The 21,476-nt window shown below is 39.3% G+C and carries 16 protein-coding genes; 9 read left to right on the forward strand and 7 right to left on the reverse strand.

Annotation, left to right across the window (positions count from 1 at the left end):
• Positions 1–69: 69 nt before the first annotated feature.
• From ABD985_RS09105 to ABD985_RS09120, 4 genes are all read right to left on the reverse strand, one after another.
• Positions 70–606 (reverse strand): ABC transporter ATP-binding protein, encoded by a 537-nt coding sequence (locus tag ABD985_RS09105; RefSeq protein WP_345371099.1) that lies wholly within the window; start codon positions 604–606, stop codon positions 70–72.
• Between the two features lie 97 nt (positions 607–703).
• On the reverse strand, positions 704–1,186 hold the full coding sequence (locus tag ABD985_RS09110; RefSeq protein ID WP_345371100.1) for an NUDIX hydrolase: 483 nt from the start codon (positions 1,184–1,186) through the stop codon (positions 704–706).
• Positions 1,187–1,350: 164 nt separating this feature from the next.
• Positions 1,351–3,081: a sensor histidine kinase gene (locus ABD985_RS09115; RefSeq protein ID WP_345371101.1), complete on the reverse strand. Its 1,731-nt coding sequence runs from the start codon at positions 3,079–3,081 to the stop codon at positions 1,351–1,353.
• A 185-nt stretch (positions 3,082–3,266) separates the two neighbouring features.
• Positions 3,267–3,878 (reverse strand): LuxR C-terminal-related transcriptional regulator, encoded by a 612-nt coding sequence (locus tag ABD985_RS09120; protein WP_345371103.1) that lies wholly within the window; start codon positions 3,876–3,878, stop codon positions 3,267–3,269.
• 323 nt (positions 3,879–4,201) lie between these two features.
• On the opposite strand from ABD985_RS09120, the gene ABD985_RS09125 reads away from it, so the two are divergent.
• The 4 genes from ABD985_RS09125 (at position 4,202) to ABD985_RS09140 (ending at position 9,367) form a co-directional block, all read left to right on the forward strand.
• Positions 4,202–6,085, forward strand: a complete 1,884-nt coding sequence (locus ABD985_RS09125; RefSeq protein ID WP_345371105.1) for a mucoidy inhibitor MuiA family protein — start codon at positions 4,202–4,204, stop codon at positions 6,083–6,085.
• Between the two features lie 418 nt (positions 6,086–6,503).
• On the forward strand, positions 6,504–7,187 hold the full coding sequence (locus ABD985_RS09130; protein WP_345371107.1) for an NUDIX hydrolase: 684 nt from the start codon (positions 6,504–6,506) through the stop codon (positions 7,185–7,187).
• Positions 7,188–7,276: 89 nt separating this feature from the next.
• Complete coding sequence (locus ABD985_RS09135; RefSeq protein ID WP_345371108.1) at positions 7,277–8,287, forward strand: SPFH domain-containing protein; 1,011 nt, start codon at positions 7,277–7,279, stop codon at positions 8,285–8,287.
• A 159-nt stretch (positions 8,288–8,446) separates the two neighbouring features.
• Positions 8,447–9,367 carry a diacylglycerol kinase catalytic domain-containing protein gene (locus ABD985_RS09140; protein WP_345371109.1) on the forward strand — a complete coding sequence of 307 codons (921 nt, stop codon included), beginning with the start codon at positions 8,447–8,449 and terminating at the stop codon, positions 9,365–9,367.
• Positions 9,368–9,395: 28 nt separating this feature from the next.
• Here the strand turns inward: ABD985_RS09140 and ABD985_RS09145 are convergent, their stop codons facing one another.
• Positions 9,396–11,225, reverse strand: coding sequence for a 7TM-DISM domain-containing protein (locus ABD985_RS09145; protein WP_345371111.1), 1,830 nt, complete (start codon positions 11,223–11,225; stop codon positions 9,396–9,398).
• A 208-nt stretch (positions 11,226–11,433) separates the two neighbouring features.
• A complete protein-coding gene (locus ABD985_RS09150) occupies positions 11,434–12,165 on the reverse strand; it encodes a hypothetical protein (RefSeq protein ID WP_345371113.1) in 732 nt (243 codons plus the stop codon).
• A 429-nt stretch (positions 12,166–12,594) separates the two neighbouring features.
• Between ABD985_RS09150 and ABD985_RS09155 the strand changes: the two genes are divergently transcribed.
• From ABD985_RS09155 to ABD985_RS09165, 3 genes are all read left to right on the forward strand, one after another.
• The gene (locus ABD985_RS09155) at positions 12,595–13,719 is read left to right on the forward strand and encodes a glycosyltransferase (protein ID WP_345371115.1); all 1,125 of its coding nucleotides are present in this window, start codon (positions 12,595–12,597) and stop codon (positions 13,717–13,719) included.
• Positions 13,720–13,892: 173 nt separating this feature from the next.
• Positions 13,893–14,735 (forward strand): glycosyltransferase family 2 protein, encoded by an 843-nt coding sequence (locus tag ABD985_RS09160; protein ID WP_345371116.1) that lies wholly within the window; start codon positions 13,893–13,895, stop codon positions 14,733–14,735.
• Between the two features lie 208 nt (positions 14,736–14,943).
• A complete protein-coding gene (locus tag ABD985_RS09165; RefSeq protein WP_345371117.1) occupies positions 14,944–15,771 on the forward strand; it encodes an oxidoreductase in 828 nt (275 codons plus the stop codon).
• A 116-nt stretch (positions 15,772–15,887) separates the two neighbouring features.
• Here ABD985_RS09165 and ABD985_RS09170 read toward each other — a convergent pair whose 3' ends face one another.
• Positions 15,888–19,379 (reverse strand): hypothetical protein, encoded by a 3,492-nt coding sequence (locus ABD985_RS09170; protein ID WP_345371118.1) that lies wholly within the window; start codon positions 19,377–19,379, stop codon positions 15,888–15,890.
• A gap of 355 nt (positions 19,380–19,734) precedes the next feature.
• Between ABD985_RS09170 and ABD985_RS09175 the strand changes: the two genes are divergently transcribed.
• Both ABD985_RS09175 and ABD985_RS09180 read left to right on the forward strand, forming a co-directional pair.
• Entirely contained in the window at positions 19,735–20,841 is a 1,107-nt protein-coding gene (locus ABD985_RS09175; RefSeq protein WP_345371120.1) for a hypothetical protein, read from the forward strand.
• On the forward strand, positions 20,786–21,397 hold the full coding sequence (locus tag ABD985_RS09180; RefSeq protein ID WP_345371121.1) for a hypothetical protein: 612 nt from the start codon (positions 20,786–20,788) through the stop codon (positions 21,395–21,397). The genes ABD985_RS09175 and ABD985_RS09180 overlap by 56 nt, the downstream gene beginning before the upstream one ends.
• Positions 21,398–21,476 lie beyond the last annotated feature (79 nt).

The raw sequence follows: 21,476 nt of genomic DNA on the forward strand, positions 1-21,476 counted from the left end.
GTTCAAAATTTAAAAATAAGCAACGAGCCTTAGAGAGTATAGACTCGTTGCAACAAAGCCATTAAAAATTCAAAGCGTGATCACTCGATGGGCACACTCTAGCCATGTGGCGTTATGGGAGGCCGAGACAATGGTTTTATTTTCTAAGCTTTGGAGTGTATTGATCAGTAATTGGATTGCACCTTCATCCAGCGCAGCGGTAGGTTCATCCATCAGAATAACAGCTGGATCCAATGACAAACAAGCAGCAATAATGATTCTTTGCTTTTGTCCACCACTAATTTTCGAAAAGTCTTTATCGATCAGGGATGAATCTAGTCCGAGCTTTTCCATATAATACTGGGTAGCTTTCACCTTGTCTTTGGCTTCCAAAAGGGATAATAAGGCGTGACCGTTTTCCACAGGAAGGTGAATGTTTTGAGGAATCCAGACGAGCTGTTTACGAATATTCGGCAGTGATTTTTGACTCAGCGTTTCCCCAAAAAACTTAATTTGACCCTTATCTGGAGAAACTTGTCCCATCAGGACTTTCAGTAAAGTTGATTTACCCCGACCAGAAGCTCCTGAAAAACAAATATGTTCTCCTTCCTCCAAAGAAAAGCTCAATCCCTCAAAAATTTGAACTCCTCCCAACGAAAGAAATATATTATCACAAACAATCATAAAATACCCCTAAAAACTAAATTTCTAATGAACTCCAAACTCATAATGTTTTTCCTTCCAACTCCTCTCTCATCGTTAACAACTGTAGCTGCTCATCATATACCGCATCGAAGGCAAACATTTTCTCTTCCATTAAATACTTGTAGATATACCAATCGGTGATGGGAGTAGGGATGTTTAACAGCTGCTCAAAATCAATCCATTCCAGTGTTCCTTCCGGACATTCAGGAGGAGGCATATCTTCAATCTCTGCGACATAAACATAGCTGATCCAGTTATACTTAGTGGGAGACGTTTCTGTAAGCATGCCACAATACCTCATGCTCGAAAGCTCAATACCAGTTTCCTCATAGGTTTCCCGAAGTGCAGCTTGTAAAGGAGACTCATAAGGATCTAGTTTCCCTCCTACTGGTGTATATTTATCTTTATTAGGCTCTTTTAAACGCCTCAATAATAAGAACCGGTTCTCATTTTTTAAAATGCAAAGGGTGGCCACCCTTTTGATGCCTTCTACTCCGTACATAGCTCTTTTTTTTGTAAAGATCTAATTTTCCAATGGTATGCACAAACTGTACGGAAAAGGTTATTACTTGAAAAATTTGTTTGTCGGTTATTGCTTATCGTTTCTACTTAAAACAACTTTCTTCATTCTTCATTCTTCATTCTTCATTCTTCACTGCTCACTGCTCACTGCTCACTGCTCAACGGAAGTCCCTCAACACTAATACTAGTCCCACCTTTACCTGAGTCAATCAATATCGTCGCTCCCAATGCTTTGACACGGTAATGAATGTTCTTGAGGCCAATCCCTTCAGTAGTTTGTGATGTATCGAAACCTACTCCATCATCTTCATAAAAAAAACGGCCTTCTGTACCTCCAAAAAATTGTAGATGTATGTAACTGCCACCACTGTGTTTGAGACCATTTTGCAACAGTTCTTGTACAATACGATAGCTGTGCTGTAGGGTGTCCAGGGGACTATTTTCAGGCCAATGGAAGAATTGTACAGAAACTTTCATGGCAGTGTGCTTGTAGATAAATACTAAGTCACGGATTGCACATTCGAAGGTTTCTTCCTGAAATTCAGGAGAAACTAGCCCGTGACTTAAATTACGGACACTTTTGAATGTTTTATTGACAATATCATTGATGGAAGGGTCCAGAATATCCTCTGACTTATTAATGATAGCTAAGTTCCCTCCAATATGGTCGTGTAGTTCTCTACCTATGCGGTTCCGCTCATTTTCTTGTCCATCGAGTAGGGCTGTGTTCAATTGTTGGTTTAGCTGATAGAATTCCTTTTCCAATCGAATTTTTTCCTTATAGCTGTTAAAGGTCGATTGTAATAACAAAAACATAAAAACCATGGCTTCAAATGTGCCAATAATATAGAAGCTAAGATTGGCAACAGAGGCTTCTCTTTGAACAAAACCCAGGTGTGGGAGGGAGACGGAAATAAATGCGATTCCCAAGGAGCTTCCAATGATTAGACTAATCAATAAGGATTCCCGATGCCCCTTTATTCCATTGTAAAGCATGATTCCTAAATAGATATAGACAAGTAGATAGGAATAGGCTATTCCAAGAACAGCACAACTTACGACCAACCAATAGTACTCGTGATGAAAAATAAAGAACAATAGGAGTAAAGGGTAATCCAGAAAAAAAATAGGCCATTGAAGCTTTTTGGCAAAGTGAATAAACTTTGATTGGGGAGACTTCTTGATGATATGAAATAAAAACAGCATCATACCATGAATAGTCATATGATTGCCTAAAAGGCGTAAGGTTAAAAAGAGGTTGAAAGGGTCTTCATGAAAAAAATATCGGGGGATACCCAGCTCTGCGTCAGAAAAGATAATCACTCCCGTAAAGAGAAATGCATAGTAAAAGAAAAGCCGTTGCTTACTGATGAATCCAAAAACAGTAGCCAAGAGAATTGCCGATAATAGAATCGATCGGAAACCTGTTGTAAGAAGGGTAGATTGAAAGAATACCTCCTTGAGATGCATAGTATCAGCAATAAGCAGTTCTGGATGATGGGGCTGTCCATAAGATTCAAAATGTACCAATAAGGTATATGTTTCATGTGCTTTTGCGTCAACTTTAATCGTATATCCCGTGAAGATCTCGGGTATGGCAACCTCAAAAGGACGTTCTACCCCCAAGTGAAAAGATTGTGTGACCGTTTCGTTTTCGTCAACAATCCACCCGTCAATAATAGGGGTATTGGGGTAAGCAAAATAAAGGATCTTCTGGCAATCGTTATCCGCTGAGAACTGAATCCTTATCCAGTCTGAAGTGGCACCTATCTCATAACTAAGTCCCTTATGGGGATTGGAAATCCAGTGATTCTCTAGCTTGGGTATATGTTGTTGATTCCAACGAAATTCTTTTCCTTGGTAGAGCTCTACCATCGAAGATATGTTGAGGGTTGTTTGGATAGTATCAATAGAATGGAGCATGTTTTGCCCTTGTCCCCAAATTGGTAGGAGTAATAATAAGTAGGTTAAAAAACGATAGTTCAACATGAGGAAATAGCCATAATTGTTTAGCTAAAAGTAACAAAGTGTTTTACGAATTTCAATACTTCAATTCGTTTTTATGGTATTAAATTATCTAATGCATATTTCATTAGGTCTGCTTTGTTATGGATGTTCAGTTTAGTCTTAATATTTTTACTATGTGTTTTGACTGTTTCTATGCTAATACACAGTTCATCAGCAATTTCTTTTAAGATTTTACCATGTACAATTAGTCTCAAAATCTCCTCTTCTCTTTTGGTGAGTAAGGGAATGTTTTCTTCATCCTTGATGAGTTGCAGTACTTTTTCAGAATAGTAGGAGCCTCCTTCTAAAATCGTTTTAATTCCTTTCAATACCACTTCAGAAGTTTCGTCCTTGAGTAAGTATCCGTCCACTTTAGAGTCTTTGGCTCGCTTGATAAGGGAGGGGTTGTTGTGCATGGAAATGATTAGGAACGAGAGTTTTGGAAACAGGATTCTAGCTTGCTGAATAAACTCCAATCCTTTCATTTGGGGCATGTCCATATCAACAATAACTAAATGAAAGTCGGATAATTGTATTGCTAAGGCCTCTAAAGGGTTGTTTATGCAAAGGACATCAGCAGGAAGTGTCTTTTCGATAATTTGCTTTAGCCCATCACAGAATAGTAGGTGGTCGTCTATGATAATGATCTTTTTAGTTAGCTTCATATAAGGGGTGTAATTAGTTGTTATCTAAGTACTTTACTAATAGGTGACTGACCAAGGTACAGAGTTAAAAAATAGCTATTGCAAAAAGTTGTACACTATCGTCAGATGAGGTTTTATTTATGATTTAACGCTTATGCATTCTATTTAATGGATAACGTGCAAAAGGCTATATCATAGGGGTAGCGCATGAAAATAAGGTTATAAACAAGCTCTTAGTATTAACTATTTTGGTAATAGAGAATTCTAATTTATCTTGACAAAGATAGGAGAAAGTAACAAAGAATAATAGATTTCTTTATCGAATGACTAATAACCAACAAACTATGCGCTTTTTAATATTTATCTCAATATTTTTTTCACCTTCTTTTTTATGGGCACAATCAGATACAGAAAAAGAAGTAAAGTCTACTATAAAAAAGGTTACCGTTTACCAGAAAGGAGCGGAAATCAATCGAACCGCTTCGGTATATTTATCCAAGGGGAACACCACCCTTTTATTTAAGGATCTTCCTTCCAAAGTGAATAAGGAGAGTATTCAGGCCAAGGGTAATAAAAGCTTAACCATTGTGTCGGTTTCTCATAATTATGACTTCTTATCAGATAAGAAAAATAGTAAACAAAAGGAGGAATGGCGTCAACGTATTCAAGTAATCAATGATAGCCTAGAACAGATTACAGGCTATCAGCAGGTGTATGAGGAAGAAAAATCATTGTTGCTGGCTAACAAGCGATTAGGAGGGGATTCAGGAGTAAATGTCGAAGATTTACGAAATGCCGCTAACTTTTATAGAAGCCGTCTGATGGAGATTGAAAGTAAGCGAAAAGCATTGAAGCGCCGTATCGATCAATTAGAACTGGAACAGGAAGCGATTCAGGCACAACTGAACCAGTTTAATGGAAAGTCTGGTAAAACAAGTAGCACAGTTAAGGTGGTCGTTTCCACAAAGACTGCAGGGACATACCAATTGGATTTACGCTACACGATTAATGAGGCTAGATGGGTTGCGAACTATGATCTTCGCATTGATGCGTTGGATGCGCCGATTAACTTAGCGTACAAAGCAAAGGTATTCCAGAATACAGAAGAAGATTGGAAGAAAGTTAAATTGGTTTTATCTACAGGGAATCCAGATGAGAATAATACCATACCGCAATTGTCCCCTTATTATCTTTCTTTTAATAACTACATCACAGATCGTTTAGCTGGAAGAGTAGGTGGTTTAGCCGTAAATACGCCGTTTAGAGGAGTTGTCGAAGGAGTGGTTATGGATGAAAATGGCGAGCCTATACCCGGGGCTAGCGTGGTGATTAAAGGAACTACCCAAGGAGTGTCAACAGATATTGATGGACGATATAAGTTGCATGTACCAACAGGAAACAATGTACTGGAAGTACGCTATATTGGATATGTCTCACAGCAGAAGGTGATTAACTCTGGAACCATGAACTTTGCATTGCAGGCCGATGTGGAACAACTCGAAGAAGTGGTTGTTGTAGGTTATGGAGTCCAAGGAAGAACTCGCAAGAAAGAAGCTCGTACTCAGGCGGTAGCCTCTATCGCTCCAAAGCAATTGGTTCCTCTAGGCATCTCAAAAAGTTATACCTCCACAGAGTTTGAGATCAAGATGCCTTACACCATTCCATCAGACAATCAGGCTTATGATGTGACGATGGTAGAGTATCAAGTACCTGCCACCTACCAATACAGTGCCGTACCGAAACTATCTGAGGATGCCTATCTGACCGCCCTTATTCCAGATTGGACGGAATACCAGTTGGAGACAGGAGTTGCGAATCTATTTTTTGAAGGGGTATATAAAGGAAAAAGCCTATTGGATATGGGGGTGATGGAAGACACCATGAAGATCTCTATTGGTAAGGATAAGGGGGTGGCCATTTCACGGGAGCTACAAAAAGAATATGCGAAGAAAAGTACCTTTGGAGGTAGCCGTATGGCACTTAAGTCCTGGGAAATCACCGTGAAAAATAACAAGAGTACTTCCATAGAAATTGCCCTAAAGGATCAGGTGCCGATCTCTACGGATGAAGATATTAAAGTGGAACTAATAGATATCTCAGGAGCCGAACAAGACGAAGATAATGGTACACTGAAATGGAAGTTAAAGCTGAAACCCAAGCAGAAAAAAGTGCTGAGGGTGAAGTATGAGGTTAAATACCCTTCTGGAAGAAATTTGGTGGTGCAGTAAGGGCGACCCCAATGCTGGTCGTAACGTCCACGTTACGACCTTAACATTAATTGAGCGTTATTAAGATTGAAAAAATAACCGTCATACTACCTAATGGCTTTGTTGAACCGTTGAATCGTTGAATTTCACCTTTGGTGAGTTGATTCGAGTTGAATCGTTTATTGAATTCAATAAACGATTCAACTCGAATCAACGAGCGAAGCTCAATTCAACTCAATACGAAGTATTGAAATTCAACGATTCAACAAAGCTGTTGGGTAGTTAGTGTGACGGATAAATATTCAAACTTAATTACGCTCAAGATTCTTGCGATCCATAGCAGTTTTACCTTCCCCCAACCTGAAGAAATCAGGTTGGGGGATTTGCTATATGAGGATTCATTTATCAATTTGCCAATTACAACATAGACGAATAATCAATGCAAGCAATCAAGGTAGCGGTGGACGCCGTCGTATTTGGATATAAGGAAAAAGAACTCTACTTACTTTTAATTAAACGGAAGTACGCTACGCATCAAAATCAATGGGCACTGCCCGGAGGCTTTGTGCATACGGATGAAGCATTGACGGATGCCGTTCAGCGGGAACTACAGGAAGAGACCGGGATCACGGTCAATTATCTGGAACAATTATACACTTTTGGAGACCAGTTGGATAGGGACCCTAGGGGCAGGGTGATTTCGATTGCTTACTTTGGATTGGTGAACCCGGAAAAACTAACCTTGATGGCTGCCACAGATGCCCAAGAGGCTAAGTGGTTTCCGATGTCTCGTATACCTGAATTGGCTTTTGATCACGAAGTGATTGTGCAGAAGGCCAAAGAGCGCTTGCATGCCAAGGTACATTATCAACCTATTGGGTTTGACCTTTTGAATAAAGAGTTTCCATTCTCGGATGTAGAACAATTATACCAAGCTATTTTACAGAAGAAAATAGATCGAAGGAACTTTAGAAAGAAGCTATTGAGCTTTGGGTTCTTACAAGAAACCGATAAGATACATAGTGAAGGAAGCGGTCGCCCGGCAAAGCTATTTACTTTCAATAAAGACAAATATCAGCAACTGGAGAAGGAAGGTTTTTACTTTGAAATAAAGTTTGCGTAAAAAATACGCAAAAATATTTTGAAGTAAATTTATTGAAGTTATATTTGCGTACAAATAACGCAAATTAATTCTCTAAATCCATCGTTGCTATGTTCGGAATAAAATATATACAGTTCGACCCTACCCAATATGTCTTATGCTATCAGAAAGGAAAACTAAAAAAAGAGGGAACCGGCTTGTCTTTCTTTTATTTTGCTCCTACGACTTCTATTGCGGCCGTACCCGTAGGGAGTAATGATCTGCCTTTTATTTTTAGTGAGACGACTAATGATTATCAAACGGTGACCATTCAAGGACAGATCACCTATAAGGTGCAAAACCCAAAGCAACTGTCAGAACTACTGGGCTTTACGGTAGATGGACACGGTATTTATAAGAAAGATGATTATGAAAAATTACAGCAACGGATTATCAATGCAGCTCAAACTGCTACCGCTACTTTTATTCATGGATTAGGATTAAAAGAAACCATTCGATCCGGTAAGGAAATTGAGCAAAAAATTCAGGGAGGTCTAACTGCATCGGAGTCGATTAGTATGTTGGGGGTAGAGATCTTGGGTGTCAATGTGATTGCTGTTAGGGCAACACCTGAAATGGAAAAAGCGATGGAAACGGAAGCCAGAGAAAAGCTGCAGCAAGAAGCGGATCAGGCGATTTATGAGCGTAGAAATTTTGCCGTAGAGCAGGAGCGTATCATTAAGGAGACGGAGCTAAATACCCAAATTGCCGTAGAGGAAAAGAAAAAGCAAATTGCCGAAAAGAAGATGGAGTCCAAAGTGCAGGAAGCGACCAACGACCAACGTCTTCGAGAGATGAAAGTAGCCGCAGACATCTCTGTAGAAAATAACAGAAAGAAACTGATCGATCTGAAAAACGAAAATGATCGCCTAGAGGCAGATACTAGAGGCTATACCCTAGAGGCAACCCTGAAACCTTACCAGAATATGGATTGGAAATTACTCATGGCCCTTTCCGGAGAAGCAGATGCCCAAACCCATATTGCCCTCGCTTTCAGAGAACTCGCTGATAATGCAGATAAAATAGGCAACCTGAATATCACCCCAGATCTCCTGCAACAACTTATTAGAAATGAAGAATGAAAAATTATTAATGAAGAATTTGTGATCCCAAAGTGGGATACATAACTTTTTTGAGGCCAATTCTTCATTCTTCATTCTTCATTCTTCATTCTTCATTCTTCATTCTTCATTCTTCATTCTTCATTCTTCATTCTTCATTCTTCATTCTTCATTCTTCCCATGGATTCCGCCATCATCATAAAAAGCAAAACTCGCCTGCAAGGGCTTATCGAGCGCTTCAATACCGAAGCACAGGCACGTTTTTATATCGAACATTCCGGAGGTAATTTTGAGGCTTATAAGGAAGAGCATGAGCAGTACCAACTAGGATTATCCAAGGTGCAAAGAGAGTTGACACATGTCTTAAAAAGCAAGACGATTGACAAGAGTTTTTTATCCTCCTTTATTTTTGATCCTAAGCAACTACTTGTAGTTGTTGGTCAAGATGGATTGGTGGCGAATACGGCTAAGTATGCTAATGGAGCACCTATTTTAGGCGTTAACCCAGATACTTCCCGCTATGATGGTCCGCTATTGCCATTCGATACCAGTAGTTATATGAGTGGGGTAGAGGCCGTGTTATCCAATAAGTATACTTGCAGGGAAGCTTCTTTGGCAGAGGCCAGGTTAAATAATGGTCAACGCTTACTGGCATTCAATGATTTGTTTGTGGGGGCATCTTCTCATATATCGGCAAGGTATCAGTTACAGTTTGGCAGACAGCAGGAAAGGCAGTCGTCTTCTGGTATTATTGTTTCCACTAAATCTGGAGCTACCGGATGGTTAAGCTCTATCTTTAATATGTATCAGGGAGTAAACCAGTATTTCGAAAGTAATTTAGAAAAAAAGCAAGTAAACAATCCGCTAAAGGAGTCAGAGTTAATGTTTGTCGTACGGGAGCCATTCGCCAGTCAGCGCACAGGTGCAGAGATAGTGACAGGTAAGATACAGGAGTCCGAGAATCGATTGGAGGTTACTTCAGAGATGCCTTCCCAAGGTGTAATTTTTTCGGATGGGATAGAGCATGATTACTTATCATTTAATGCAGGAGCTGTGGCGCGTATAGGTGTTGCAGAAGAAAAGGCTCTATTGGTGCAGTAGGGGCTTGTGGTAGCTATAGTTACTCCGTTCATAGTACCAAATTTTCAATAAGTATTGTACCATTTTTTTTAGAGCAGCTATAGGTAAGCTGTCCTTGGAGGAGTTGTGCTCTACTGCGGATACTATTGAGATCTCTATTTGTATTCTTGATAGAAGAAGCGTTTTTTATATCTAGTTCTTGATAGATAATCTTCCCTCCGTTTTCTTCGGAAAAAGAAATTGCTATAGTGTCTACTTTCTGGTGAATAATACTGTTCCTTAATAGTTCTTGTATCATTCGGTAGCAATGATGCAATGCTTTTGGAGAAGCGTTTTCAGGCCATTTTTTAAAGTTAACGGATACTTTGACTCCTTGAGGAGACATGATGGCAATCATTTGTCTAATACTATATTCAAAACGAGAGATTTTGAAATCTGGAGCAATCAGGTGATGACTGATGTCGCGGACAGTTTTAAGAGTATCTTTGATCAATTGCTTGATATGGGTATCATTGAAGTTTTTAGATTGCTGGAGAAGCTCAATATTATCACCAATGAAATTAGAGATTTCCTGACCGATTCTTTGTCTTTCTAGTTCTTGTCCTTCCAATAGAGCAGCACTAACTTTTAACTTTATTCGCTGGAACTCTTGATTCAACCGTTCCTTTTCTCTATAAAATGCAATTAGCATACGGGTAATCAGAAACAGGAAGGCAGTGGCCTCTATAGAGTAGAAAACGTATAGACTAATGTCACTAAATACTTCTCTTTTGATCAAACCTAGATGAGGTAATGAAATGAAAACAAAGTTCATTGCAAAATTAAAGCCCATCACCAGGCTAATATAAAAGGCTTTACGGTCTTCCTTAATTCCCTTAAATAGTAATATTATCAGGTAGATATAACCTACAGTATATCCGTAAACTGTATTGATCAGGGTGTGTAAGTAGGGGAATAGGTTAGACTCTTGTCGAAAGACAGCATAAAGAATCAGTGTACTATAACAGAGTACTAAGGGGAGCTTTAAGTATTTTTCTATTTTATGAAAGTGATGGATTGGATGTAAAAACAATAGGAGATTGCTACAGAACTGAATGCTTCCATGAAGGATCAATAGACCGGCAACAGATTTGAGTATAAAAAAATAACCATGGGGATCTTCATCAAAAAAGAACCAAAGTGTTCCCGACTCCACTTCTGCCAATAATAATACCCCTATGAACATCATGGCGTAATAATAAAAGAGTTGATATCGGCTTACCAACCCTAGAGCGAATACTAATAGTATGGTGAAGCTTAAGTAAGCTTTTAGAGGAGTTATGAGAATAGCATCCTTATAGGATTTTTCTCTAAGATAGGTTTCTTCAGAAAGTTTTATGGTGGGATGGTAGGACTCCCCTAAACCATTGAAGTGCACCCATAAGGTATAGTTTTCTTTTGCTTCCAGAGAAAGACGAACCGTAAACTCATTGTAGATAGAGGGTAATGCTACGTCAAACTTTCTTTTTGTTCCTAAGGCAATGGTTTGTACGATTTCTCCTTTAGAGTTGGTGAGTATTCCATCAATAATAGGAGTATTTGGATAAGCAAAGGAGAGGATTTTCTGACAAGAGCGATTACTTTGTAAGGCTACTTTTATCCAATTGGAATGTGTTCCCACGCCAAAGCTTAAGGCTGTAGTAGGGATTGATCTCCATAGGCTTTCGTCAAATAAGGGAAGGGATGTTTTATGGAATTTGGGTGGTTTTCCAGTGTATAAGGCTACTTGGGAGGTAATATCAAGGGACGTATAAATACTATCAATGGAAGTGACAGGGGTACTTCCGGTAAGCAATAGAGGTCTAAATAATAGGACTATAAAAAGTGTCAGTCTAAACATAAAAATAGTAATAGAGTAGCATAGGTTATATACATTGTTAAGATAGTGAAAAAATAGAATTTAAAATAGAATACCAGGAATGTTAAAAGGCTGTTGTCATAATTCATTAGGCGAATTATTTCAAACAAGCTCTAAATGGAAGAAGAAACATGAATCATCCCTTAAATGTTAATATGGGATGATTCATGTTTCATTCTTTCAATAAGACTTATTGAGGAGTCCCCATAATATAGTATCCTAGCTTTTTGCCATTGTCCTTTAGTGCCGGTTGTATCTCCCAGGTATATTGTTCTGATGTAGGAGGAAGTAGGGTTTGGATATCCTCAAAAGTGTAGGTTCTAGGACCTGACGCTTGCCCATCCCAAGCATAAAAAATTGGAATAACAGGAATAATCCAGGTGAAAAAGAGGTCTTTCCAGTTTAGAGGCTTGACAAAAGGAACAAATAGCATACAAGATAAAGCCATTAAAGGAAGGGAAATAGGTAGGAGTAGGAACCATGCGAGAGCAGGTACCATATTTTCGCCCATTTCATAGATCATAATAGGCTCCTTGTTTTCTTGTGCCGTATACAGAATTTTCTTGGCCGTAACTGGAGGCATATGATGAAAACTATTGATCATAGTTTTTAGTCCCTCAGGGGCTTTGAGTAGGTTCGTAGCATCCAAAGCGTCCTTTTGATAGGTGATTTCTTTAGTGGTGTGTTGGTTGAAGTACTGTATAAATTGTTCATTGGGGTGTAGATCCGTAAGTAACAGTCGTACATCCTCTTTTTTGGTAGTATTTAAATGAGTAACGGCCATAGGCATAATACCACCGGAGCCTGAGCCTAAATCAACCACTTGAGAGAAAGGGTGCTTTTGCTTTGCTTTTATAAGCAGATTACTGACCACTTCTTTTGTTCCGATTAATTTATGTAAGACAATAATAATCTTGGTCATGGTTGAGCGAAATGTGCTAGGGAACCATTGAAAGTCTTCAAATTCAAATAATTGTATCCTTTTCATTATAAAAAAATAGTTATAGATAATGATCTTTGCAGGGGAAGTTACTACATGTTCTTCCTATTTCTTAGGTCTAATAGAGCTTTTTCCTTCAAGAGCTTTTTTTTTCTTTGTTAATCAGTGTAAAGTACTGGTTTTTAGGTGTAATTGGGTTTTTGGGGAGGGTTGGTTTAATTGTTTTTTCATAGGGCTTTCCTTATCTTTGTAAGATTAAAATTATCATTATATCATGATACAATTGGATTGATTTAAGGCTTATGTAAGGAGTAGAGACTATTCTTTTTACAGAAATAAGCCACGTCAAGTATCAATGAAATAGGTGTTTAATAATACATTATTACCATTCTTCTAATAAGCAAGCAATTCATGAACAAGCATGAGCAACCGGGTGTGATTATTTTCAGGAAGCACATTTTGCCCTATTCTGAAACGTTCATCGTTAATCAAGGACAATTCTTACAAAAGTATGCGCCTTATTATACAGGCTTTCAAAGAGTGTCCTCAGGGGCTTCTTTATTGGAAGGAACAACTAATGCAGTACTAGAGGATTATGGTAAGTTATTGAACTGGGAGAAACTAAAGTTTCGTCTGGGATGGAATAAAAACCACCCTTGGATACAGTCGCTAAGGGCTACTGATTCCAAATTGATCCATGCTCATTTTGCCACTAGTGCTATAGACGCAATGGAGCTTTCTGAAATTCTGAATATCCCTTTTGTTGCAACAGTGCACGGAAATGATATTACGACAGTAGATGAGTCTGCTAGTTATATCCGTAAACGGAAAAAGGTATTCGAAAAGGCCGATAAAATTATTGCTGTTTCTCATTTTATTCAGGATCAATTGATCAAGAAGGGATGTCCTCCAGAAAAAATTGTACAACATTACATAGGGATAAATATTGATCAGTTTTCTGGCGTGAAAAAGGAAGCTGAGGTTCCGACAATTCTTTTTGTCGGTCGACTGGTAGAGAAGAAGGGGTGCCGTTACTTGTTGGAGGCGACCAAAAGACTCCAAAAGGTGCATCCTGAGTTACAGGTGAACATAGTAGGGGATGGACCGTTAAGAAAAACGTTAGAGGAGTATGTCTCTGAAAATAAATTGAATGTCAATTTTCTAGGTATACAGACTCCTGATCAAATAAAAGAACTGATGCAACAGGCCTGGGTATTTAGTACACCTAGTATTACCGCTAAGGCAGGGGACGCTGAGGGGTTGGGAATGGTCTTTTTGGAAGCTCAAGCGTTACAAACACCTGTAGTGACTTTTGGTAGTGGAGGAGTAGTGGAAGCCATAAGACATGAAGAAAGTGGGTTCCTTTGCAAGGAAAAAGATGTAGATCAACTGACAGAAGCGTTACAGTTTTTATTGGATAGCCAAGAAGAACGTCAGCGATTTGGAGAGGCGGGACGAAGAAATGTGGAAGAGCATTTTGATATCGTAAAGCAATGCCAAGCACTGGAAGGAATCTATGATTCCGTGGTAAAATAGCTCATATCGCTGATTGTTTATAAGAGCTTGCTTGAAATCCCGATTTAGAGGATGTTTTTTCCAAAAGATATACTTCCAAACAAGCTCCAAATGATAACCAATAAGCGATAAACAAATCAACTCACCAAAGGTGAAATTTAACGATTGAACTAAAATAACAAAAGGGTAGGAATATGCGTGTTTCGGTAATTTTTACGACTTACAATCACCCAAAATGGTTGGAGAAGGTATTGTGGGGGTTTTCGGTACAGACGTATCGGGATTTTGAAATAGTCATTGCTGACGATGGATCTAACGAAGAGACCAGAGAAGTAATTGAGCGAGTGTCTGCTGAGATTGACATTCCGGTAAAACATATTTGGCATGAGGATATTGACTTTAGAAAATGTCAGATTCTAAACAAAGCCATATTAGCAAGTGAAGGGGATTACCTGATATTTACAGATGGAGATTGTATTCCTCATCCAGCATTTGTAGAAAACCATGTCGCCTTTTCAGAGAAGGGACACTTCTTGTCCGGAGGTTACTTTAAGTTGCCAATGGACCTTTCCCGTAAGATTACAAAGGAAGATATCCTGTCGGGAAATGCCACTAAGCCAAGTTGGTTGTTGGATAATGGCTTAAAGTTTACCTATAAAATATCGAAACTGATTTCGAGTAAGAAATGGGGAGCGGTATTGGATTTTATTACACCAACCAAAGCCACATGGAATGGACATAGTGCCTCTACTTTTAGAGAATATGTTCTGCAAACCAATGGCTTTGATGAACGTATGCAATACGGCGGACAGGATAGAGAATTTGGGGAGCGACTGATGAATATGGGGATAAAAGGGAAGCAGGTACGTTATCGTTGTTCTTGTGTTCACCTCGACCATAAGCGAGGGTATGCTCGTCAGGAGAGTATTGATAAAAACAGAGCCATTCGAAAGGCCACTCGAAAAGATAAAGTCGTACGAACAGCTTATGGTCTTGATCAGTATGTTAAAAGTATGGCAGATCTCGACAAAGCATAATTTTTGAAAACATTATTTTGGCTGATATGATTAGGTAGTTGTGAATCAATCACTAAAACCGATTTTTCATTAAAAAACTACTTTCATTATCATGAGCTGGAATATTTCACAAGAGCCTTCCCAGGAAGGAAAAGTCATTATTGTTACTGGTGCTAATACAGGTATAGGTTTTGAGACAGCCTTAGCCCTAGCTAAAAAGTAGGCTACGGTGATTTTAGCTTGTAGAAACCTTGATAAAGGACATGCTGCGCAGGCTAAAATACTGCAAGTTGTACCTCAAGCACAGTTAGCGGTCTTACAGGTTGATTTGAGTAGCTTAGCCTCTGTTCGCCATTTTGCCGAAGTGTTTCAAAGGAGCTATGATCGGTTGGATATCCTGATCAATAATGCAGGAATTATGATTCCTCCCTATGCCAAAACAGAAGACGGCTTTGAGAGCCAGATGGGGGCCAATTATTTTGGTCACTTTTTGTTGACGGGGCTATTGCTTGAGGTACTTAAAAAGACAGAAGGAGCAAGAGTAGTATCTTTAAGCTCCATTGCTCATAAACAGGGTAGAATTAATTTTGATGATATCCATTGGGAAGAGCGTTACTCAGCCATGGAAGCTTATGGGCAAAGTAAAGTGGCTTGTTTGATCTTCGCAACAGAGTTACAAAGACGCTTGGAACAGTATAATATAGAGGTGCTTTCAGTGGCAGCCCACCCAGGAGTTTCTCCCACAGAGCTTGGTAGACACGTAAAGGGATTTACTCGTATTATATTTAATGCTGCGAGCATTATTTTAGGACCTGTATTATTGAACCAACCCAAGGAAGCGGCACTACCTACACTGATGGCAGCACTGAATAAAGATGCGAAAGGAGGTGATTACTATGGGCCTCAAGGATTCAATGAAATGAAAGGTAAACCAGGTATCGCTGATCGTACAACTTACTCTAAACAAGAAGATGTAGCCAAAAGGCTATGGGAGTTATCAGAGCAACTGACAGGTATTACTTATCCTTTTGAGGAACTTGCTCCAGAGAAAAATTAGAGCATGAAAGGCAAGGAATCGAGGGGGGTATTTCTTCTTATTGAAGAATGAAGAATGAAGAATGAAGAATGAAGAATAGCTTTTTATTCTTCATTCTTCATTTTTAATTCTTCATTCTAAAAGTCATTTCCAATCGTCAGATAAAACTTAGGTTTATCTTTACGGAAGCCATCTTCAATAGCCCAAGCAGTATCTAGTTTTAGGTAGTATCCTAGTAAAGTCGTACGGACCCCAAATCCATGCCCTGCAATAAATGGCTCACTAAAGTTTTTGACAACAGCCTGATAAGCACCAGCTTCTACTTCATAGGTGTTGAGAGCATTTTCTTCTTTAAAAGGACTAGCTCCTGTCCATGAAGCCCCTACATCCACAAATCCTGTAAACTGTAGGTTTCTCAGGAAATTACTTTTAATCATTTTCTTGGTAAACAACTTGACGATAGGAAGACGTAGTTCGGTATTCCAAAGCATCACGTTTTGCCCACTTAAACGGTTGTAGTCAACTCCTCTAAGCGGTGTCGCAAAACGGGTAAATAATAGGTCAGTCAAGTCCGGAGCCATTTCATTAGGTGGAACACCTCTAGGATCCTGATAGAAATTATTGAACATCCAGTTATCCATACCTCCCAGTCGGTACTCTTTGGCTCCTGCACCTACAAATGCACCATAAGTAAAACGAGTTGCTAAGGTCAGTGAACGGAATATTGGTTGGTAGTGACGAATCTCTGCAGAGAAGTTACCAAAGGTTTCGGCTAGCTCACTGATTCCTATATATTGCTCGTAGCGTACCTTGGCTTTACTTCCTTTCATCATGTTTTCTCCTACCACAAAACTATTGTCAAATACGTATTCAAAGTTTGCTCCTGCGTAGTTACGCAGTTTGTCCGGAGCAGAAAGCATGATTAAGGTAACATCCGTAAAGCGTGTATTGGCAAAAAATGGCGCAACGGATACTCTACTTCTTACACTAAGTGGATAAGAAATAGTCGTCTCTAGCATATTCATCGCATATCGATGCTGGAAAGTAGACTGTATTTGCAAGGTGTTTCTTTCAAACTTCAAGCGGTAGTCCAATCGGTTACGCAGGTATTCGTATTGTAGGTAGAAACTCGCATCTTTAAAATCTAGTGCACCAAAAAGACCAGCACTGAACTTATGGTTTTCTAGAATATCTGTCATTTTAGGCTCAAACAATAGCCCAAAACCACGGAAAGGGTCGATACGGAACGTCGATACAAATTCATCAATACCAAACCTCCTTTGGTAAGGAATGGGACGTGTAAAGTTACGATCTGGTGCTTGACTCTCTCGAGCAGCTACCTTGGCTTTGTAACGCTCCATAAACCCTTGTCGTACGTTTTGCTCTGAGGAAGCAAACTGATATGTGTCAGTATCGATGCCCTTTTTTGTAGTATCATTGGTGACCGCCTCTGGCGATCTCATAAAACTTGTATCACTAGGGATGATAATAACACTATCTGTATCAATTCCAATGTCTAAGGTAGTACTTGCCGTATCTGCAGGAACTGTCAAGTTGCCATCCATTTCATTTTCTGGAATACTATCAAGCCCAAATGTACGATTGATGATAGAGGAATCATTATCGTTAGGAATAAGTGGATTGTCCATGGAGGAACTATCATTGCTTATAGTTTCCTCAGGCATTAACTGTCTGAGGCTATCCTCCACCTTAAGTAAACTATCTTGCTCCTTGAGGTAACTCTCGAATGCTTTTCGTTCCTCTTCCTTCTTCTTTCGCTCTTCCTCTTTCTCTTTTTCCTTTCGGAGACGTAAGGCCTCTCGGGCATCCATGATATTTTGTCTGAATGTCTTCTCCGTAAAGGTCGCATCAGTTTTGTCAAAGTTATCATAATAGACATGTTGCTTCCCGTTTTTCAGAAGCGTATAGACTATTTTATCTTCATTGATATGATAATCCTCTATACTGTACATGGTATTACTCAACTGAGTACTTACCTTATTCTCAAAGTTCTGAATGAATAATTGATTCATTCCCTTCAAGGAGCTTAGATAAGTAAATTCTTTATTGTTAAGGGCAATAGGGTATGTTTCCTGCCCCATAAAGTTGGTTAGCTTTTCCAGCACCTTAGGCGTTTGATGGTCGTATTTATAGATGTTGAACTCATCTGAAATACTCCATGGGTCAGCATTGAAGGTGGTGGTAGAGTCTGTAGTTCTGTTGGAACTGAAAATCAGGTCTCTATTATTAGGCATGAATGAAGGAGTGATATCATCATAAATATCACGGGTAATTTGTAAGGTACGTCTACGTTTAACATCAAACGTAAAGATATCACTTTGTCCTCTTCGTTCTGCACTAATGGCAAGTATACGCCCGTTTGGAGAAACACTAAAGTCATTGATGTGCTCAAACTTAAATTCTACACGTTGCTTGATAAAGCGTTGCACAGGCCAAAGTTTCCACTTATTGAGATCGTAGACAGTCATATAAATAAGACCTTTCCTCTGAGTAAAGACCACAATCTCATTATTATTAAGCCACCCTACCAGTGGTGTGTCATAATCTATTTGCTGGTTGACAACCCGGTACCCTCCTTTTTCAATTACCTTAGTTTTACCAGTGATCATGTTTTTAAGTTTCACCTTGAATTTTCCATTCAGGTTTTCGGTATAGGCGAGCCAAACACCGTCGGGACTAAGCTTGATCTTGTTGTAAACTTTATTTTGGCGGTTTTTACCCAGCATTCCATTGCCTTTTGGAAGTTCGTATTGTTCCTCCATAGGTTTATATTGCTCTTCATAGAATTGCTGCCATTCATTCAGGAAGTCATCATAACGAACCCCCAAGGTATTTTCAATACTGACTTTTTCATCCCGTACAATACGGGTAAGGTTCAGGATACTGGACATATTGTTTTTACCGTACTTTTCGGCAATGAAATTCCATACGGATTGTCCTACTCTACTAGCCTCTTCTCCTTCCAGGTAACGAATTTTCTTGATTTTCTTTTTTCGTTCAAAGTAGTCTCTCATATAGTCATCCATTTCTTGAGACCACCCTTCTGAAAGGTAGAGAGAGGCACCTGACATAAACCAGTTGGGTAAACTCAGCATGTAGGCATTTTTTAGCATCTCCTTGAGACTACCTCCATACATCATTTGGAAGATAAAGGCATCCGTAAGTCCTGCTGTGATTTCTTTTTGAAACTCAATCTTATTTCCATTAAAGGCAATTTCTACCTCAGGCTTAATAAAGCGTGTCTGCCCTCCCGCTTGAAAGTCCTGTTGGTAGATACCAATATTACTTTGTTGCAACTCTTGTATAGAGTTGTAGATCAGAAGTTTCGTCTTGAAGTACGGGGAGAATCCTACTAGCTCAGAAATTCTAGTAAACTCTTTTTCAGCATACTCGGCACTTAATTTAGCTACGGAGTACCCGTTATTATAGAAGAAGATCTCGAAGTGTGGAGTTTCCATGGTACTCCATTTAAACTTGGAATACTGCAGGCGATTTTTTCCAAACTGATAAGGATGAAAAAATGACTGAGACTGAGACCATGCGGAAAAAGTATATAGCATCATCCATAAGGTGACGACTAAAAACTTAAAGGAAGACTTTGTGGTCATAGGGCAGCGCTGTTATTAGATAATAAGATTGTTTGATGATGTTGTGGTTTACCAAGATAAAGTTAATTACTTAATAAACTTGAAAAATTGGTTTTAGTTTCCTCTGAAAAGGATGTTGTAAACAGTGATTTTCATATAAAATAGAAAATGTCTGCTTCAAATAAAACTGATTGCAGTCTTACCTCTCATATCTTTTGCAATATAGGAAAATATCAAGATTTGAAATGATAGAACGGTGAACAGTGGGCAGTGAGCAGTGGACAGTGAACAGTCTCAACTCACCGGAGGTGAAACGCAACAGCGAAGCGCTCAACAAGTGGCGTAAGCCGCCTCAACAAATTAAATGGCCGAACAAGTGAAAAAAAAACTTGAAATGGTTACTTTTGTAAATGCAGCATTGCCGATAAAACCGTCAGCGTATTTTCGGAGCTTTTTGCATGTTAGACAAGGAGTAAATTTTTATATGAGCGACATTCAAGTAAAATATGATGAACATGGGTATGTTATGGTGCCTAAAGAGATGCTTGGAGACCCAAGGCTTTCCTTACAAGCTAAGGGGTTGATGAGTTTTCTGATGGCCGAACATGCAGGTTCTTCGGTTTCTGCAGAGGAGCTAGGCGATCTGTTGGGAGAGGAAGTCGCTTTAATTGAACAGTTGTTTGATGAACTGATTGCTGCAGGATATGTCGATCGTTTGGAGAAAGGACAAGAGGAAGAACTGCTTGATGATACACAGGAAGAGGAGGAGGTTATGATCTTTGCTTCTTCTATTAACAGCAGTAGTGTAGCGGATACCGTAGAGGAACCGACAACGGTGGAATACTTGGAGGAGGAAGATACTCCAGAGCCTAATTTGCAAGAGAGCTTGGTTTCTTATGTAGATGATGATGCTACGATGGATCATGATTGGTTGGCAGAAGAAGGTAAAAAAGGGTTGGAGATGCGAATGGAAGAGCTTAGGGAACAGTGGAGGAAACAACCTTGGAATAGGCAAGAGATTGAGGATGAGGCGGAAAAAATTAAGCACCAACTTGATTTATTAGAACAAGAAGGTGAGCTGAACCTAATGCCTGATCGTATTTCTGTCGATAATGTCAAGTATTACCTGGAGGATGATCTACAATATCCATTTGACTCTAAACCGTTTTTGACGGCTTGGGCAGCTTGGATTAAATACCTGGATGAAGATAGGGGTAAGCGACTGAACCTGAATGCTCAGCAGGCTACCTTAGTGAAGATGAGTAGAGAAAACTGGTCAGAGCCTAAGGCAATTGCCATTATCTACGATTCCATTGAACGAAATTATATGACCCTGGAAGATTATGGCTTATTCAATGAAACCGGAGAACGACTCCAACAAAAGAAAGAGCAACAACAAGGAGGAAAAGTCTTCAACACCCGCTTTGATGACCTCGTCCAGTTCTATCGTTCATCAGAAACTTCTGGACGGAAATCTGGCTGAGGTTATTGATATTCAATATGACCTCCAACTCAAAGAAGCCAAAGCAGGAATATCTTTATCCTTGATTCGTAAGGACGACCCCGGTGTCGCTAAAGCTTTATTGCATAAGGCTATAGAAATGCTTTGTAATAGTTATAGCATTACCAATAAACCTCAAACCATTGAGCAATACCTGGATATTATAGGAATGATCCAGAGTCGTTATTACTATATGAGTATTGAGGAAGTACTTTACTGCTTTAAGAAAGTTAAACAAGGAGCATACGGCCCTATCTATAATCGTATTGATATTGATACCATAGCCCAATGGTTAGAACGTTATGACGTAGAAGAGCGTACCCCCGATGCTGTAAACAAGCAGGTAAGCCGTAATAATGAAGAGAAAAAAGACGAGTCTTTAGACTCAGTGAATATGCTAAAAGTATACCAGCAATTTAAGGGAGGAAACTCCGCTTATCATGCAGTAGAACAGCAGCAAAAGAAAGAACAACAGGAGCAGGAAGCCTACCGTAAATATCGACAGGCTTACTTAGCCGGTAAGATGGGAGGACGTTAGTAAGGTCATTCTGACGAAGAAGGATAAAGGAAGAAGGATAAAGGAAGAAGGATAAAGGAAGAAGGATAAAGGAAGAAGG

Source organism: Algivirga pacifica (assembly GCF_039543525.1).
GTDB lineage: Bacteria > Bacteroidota > Bacteroidia > Cytophagales > Flammeovirgaceae > Algivirga > Algivirga pacifica.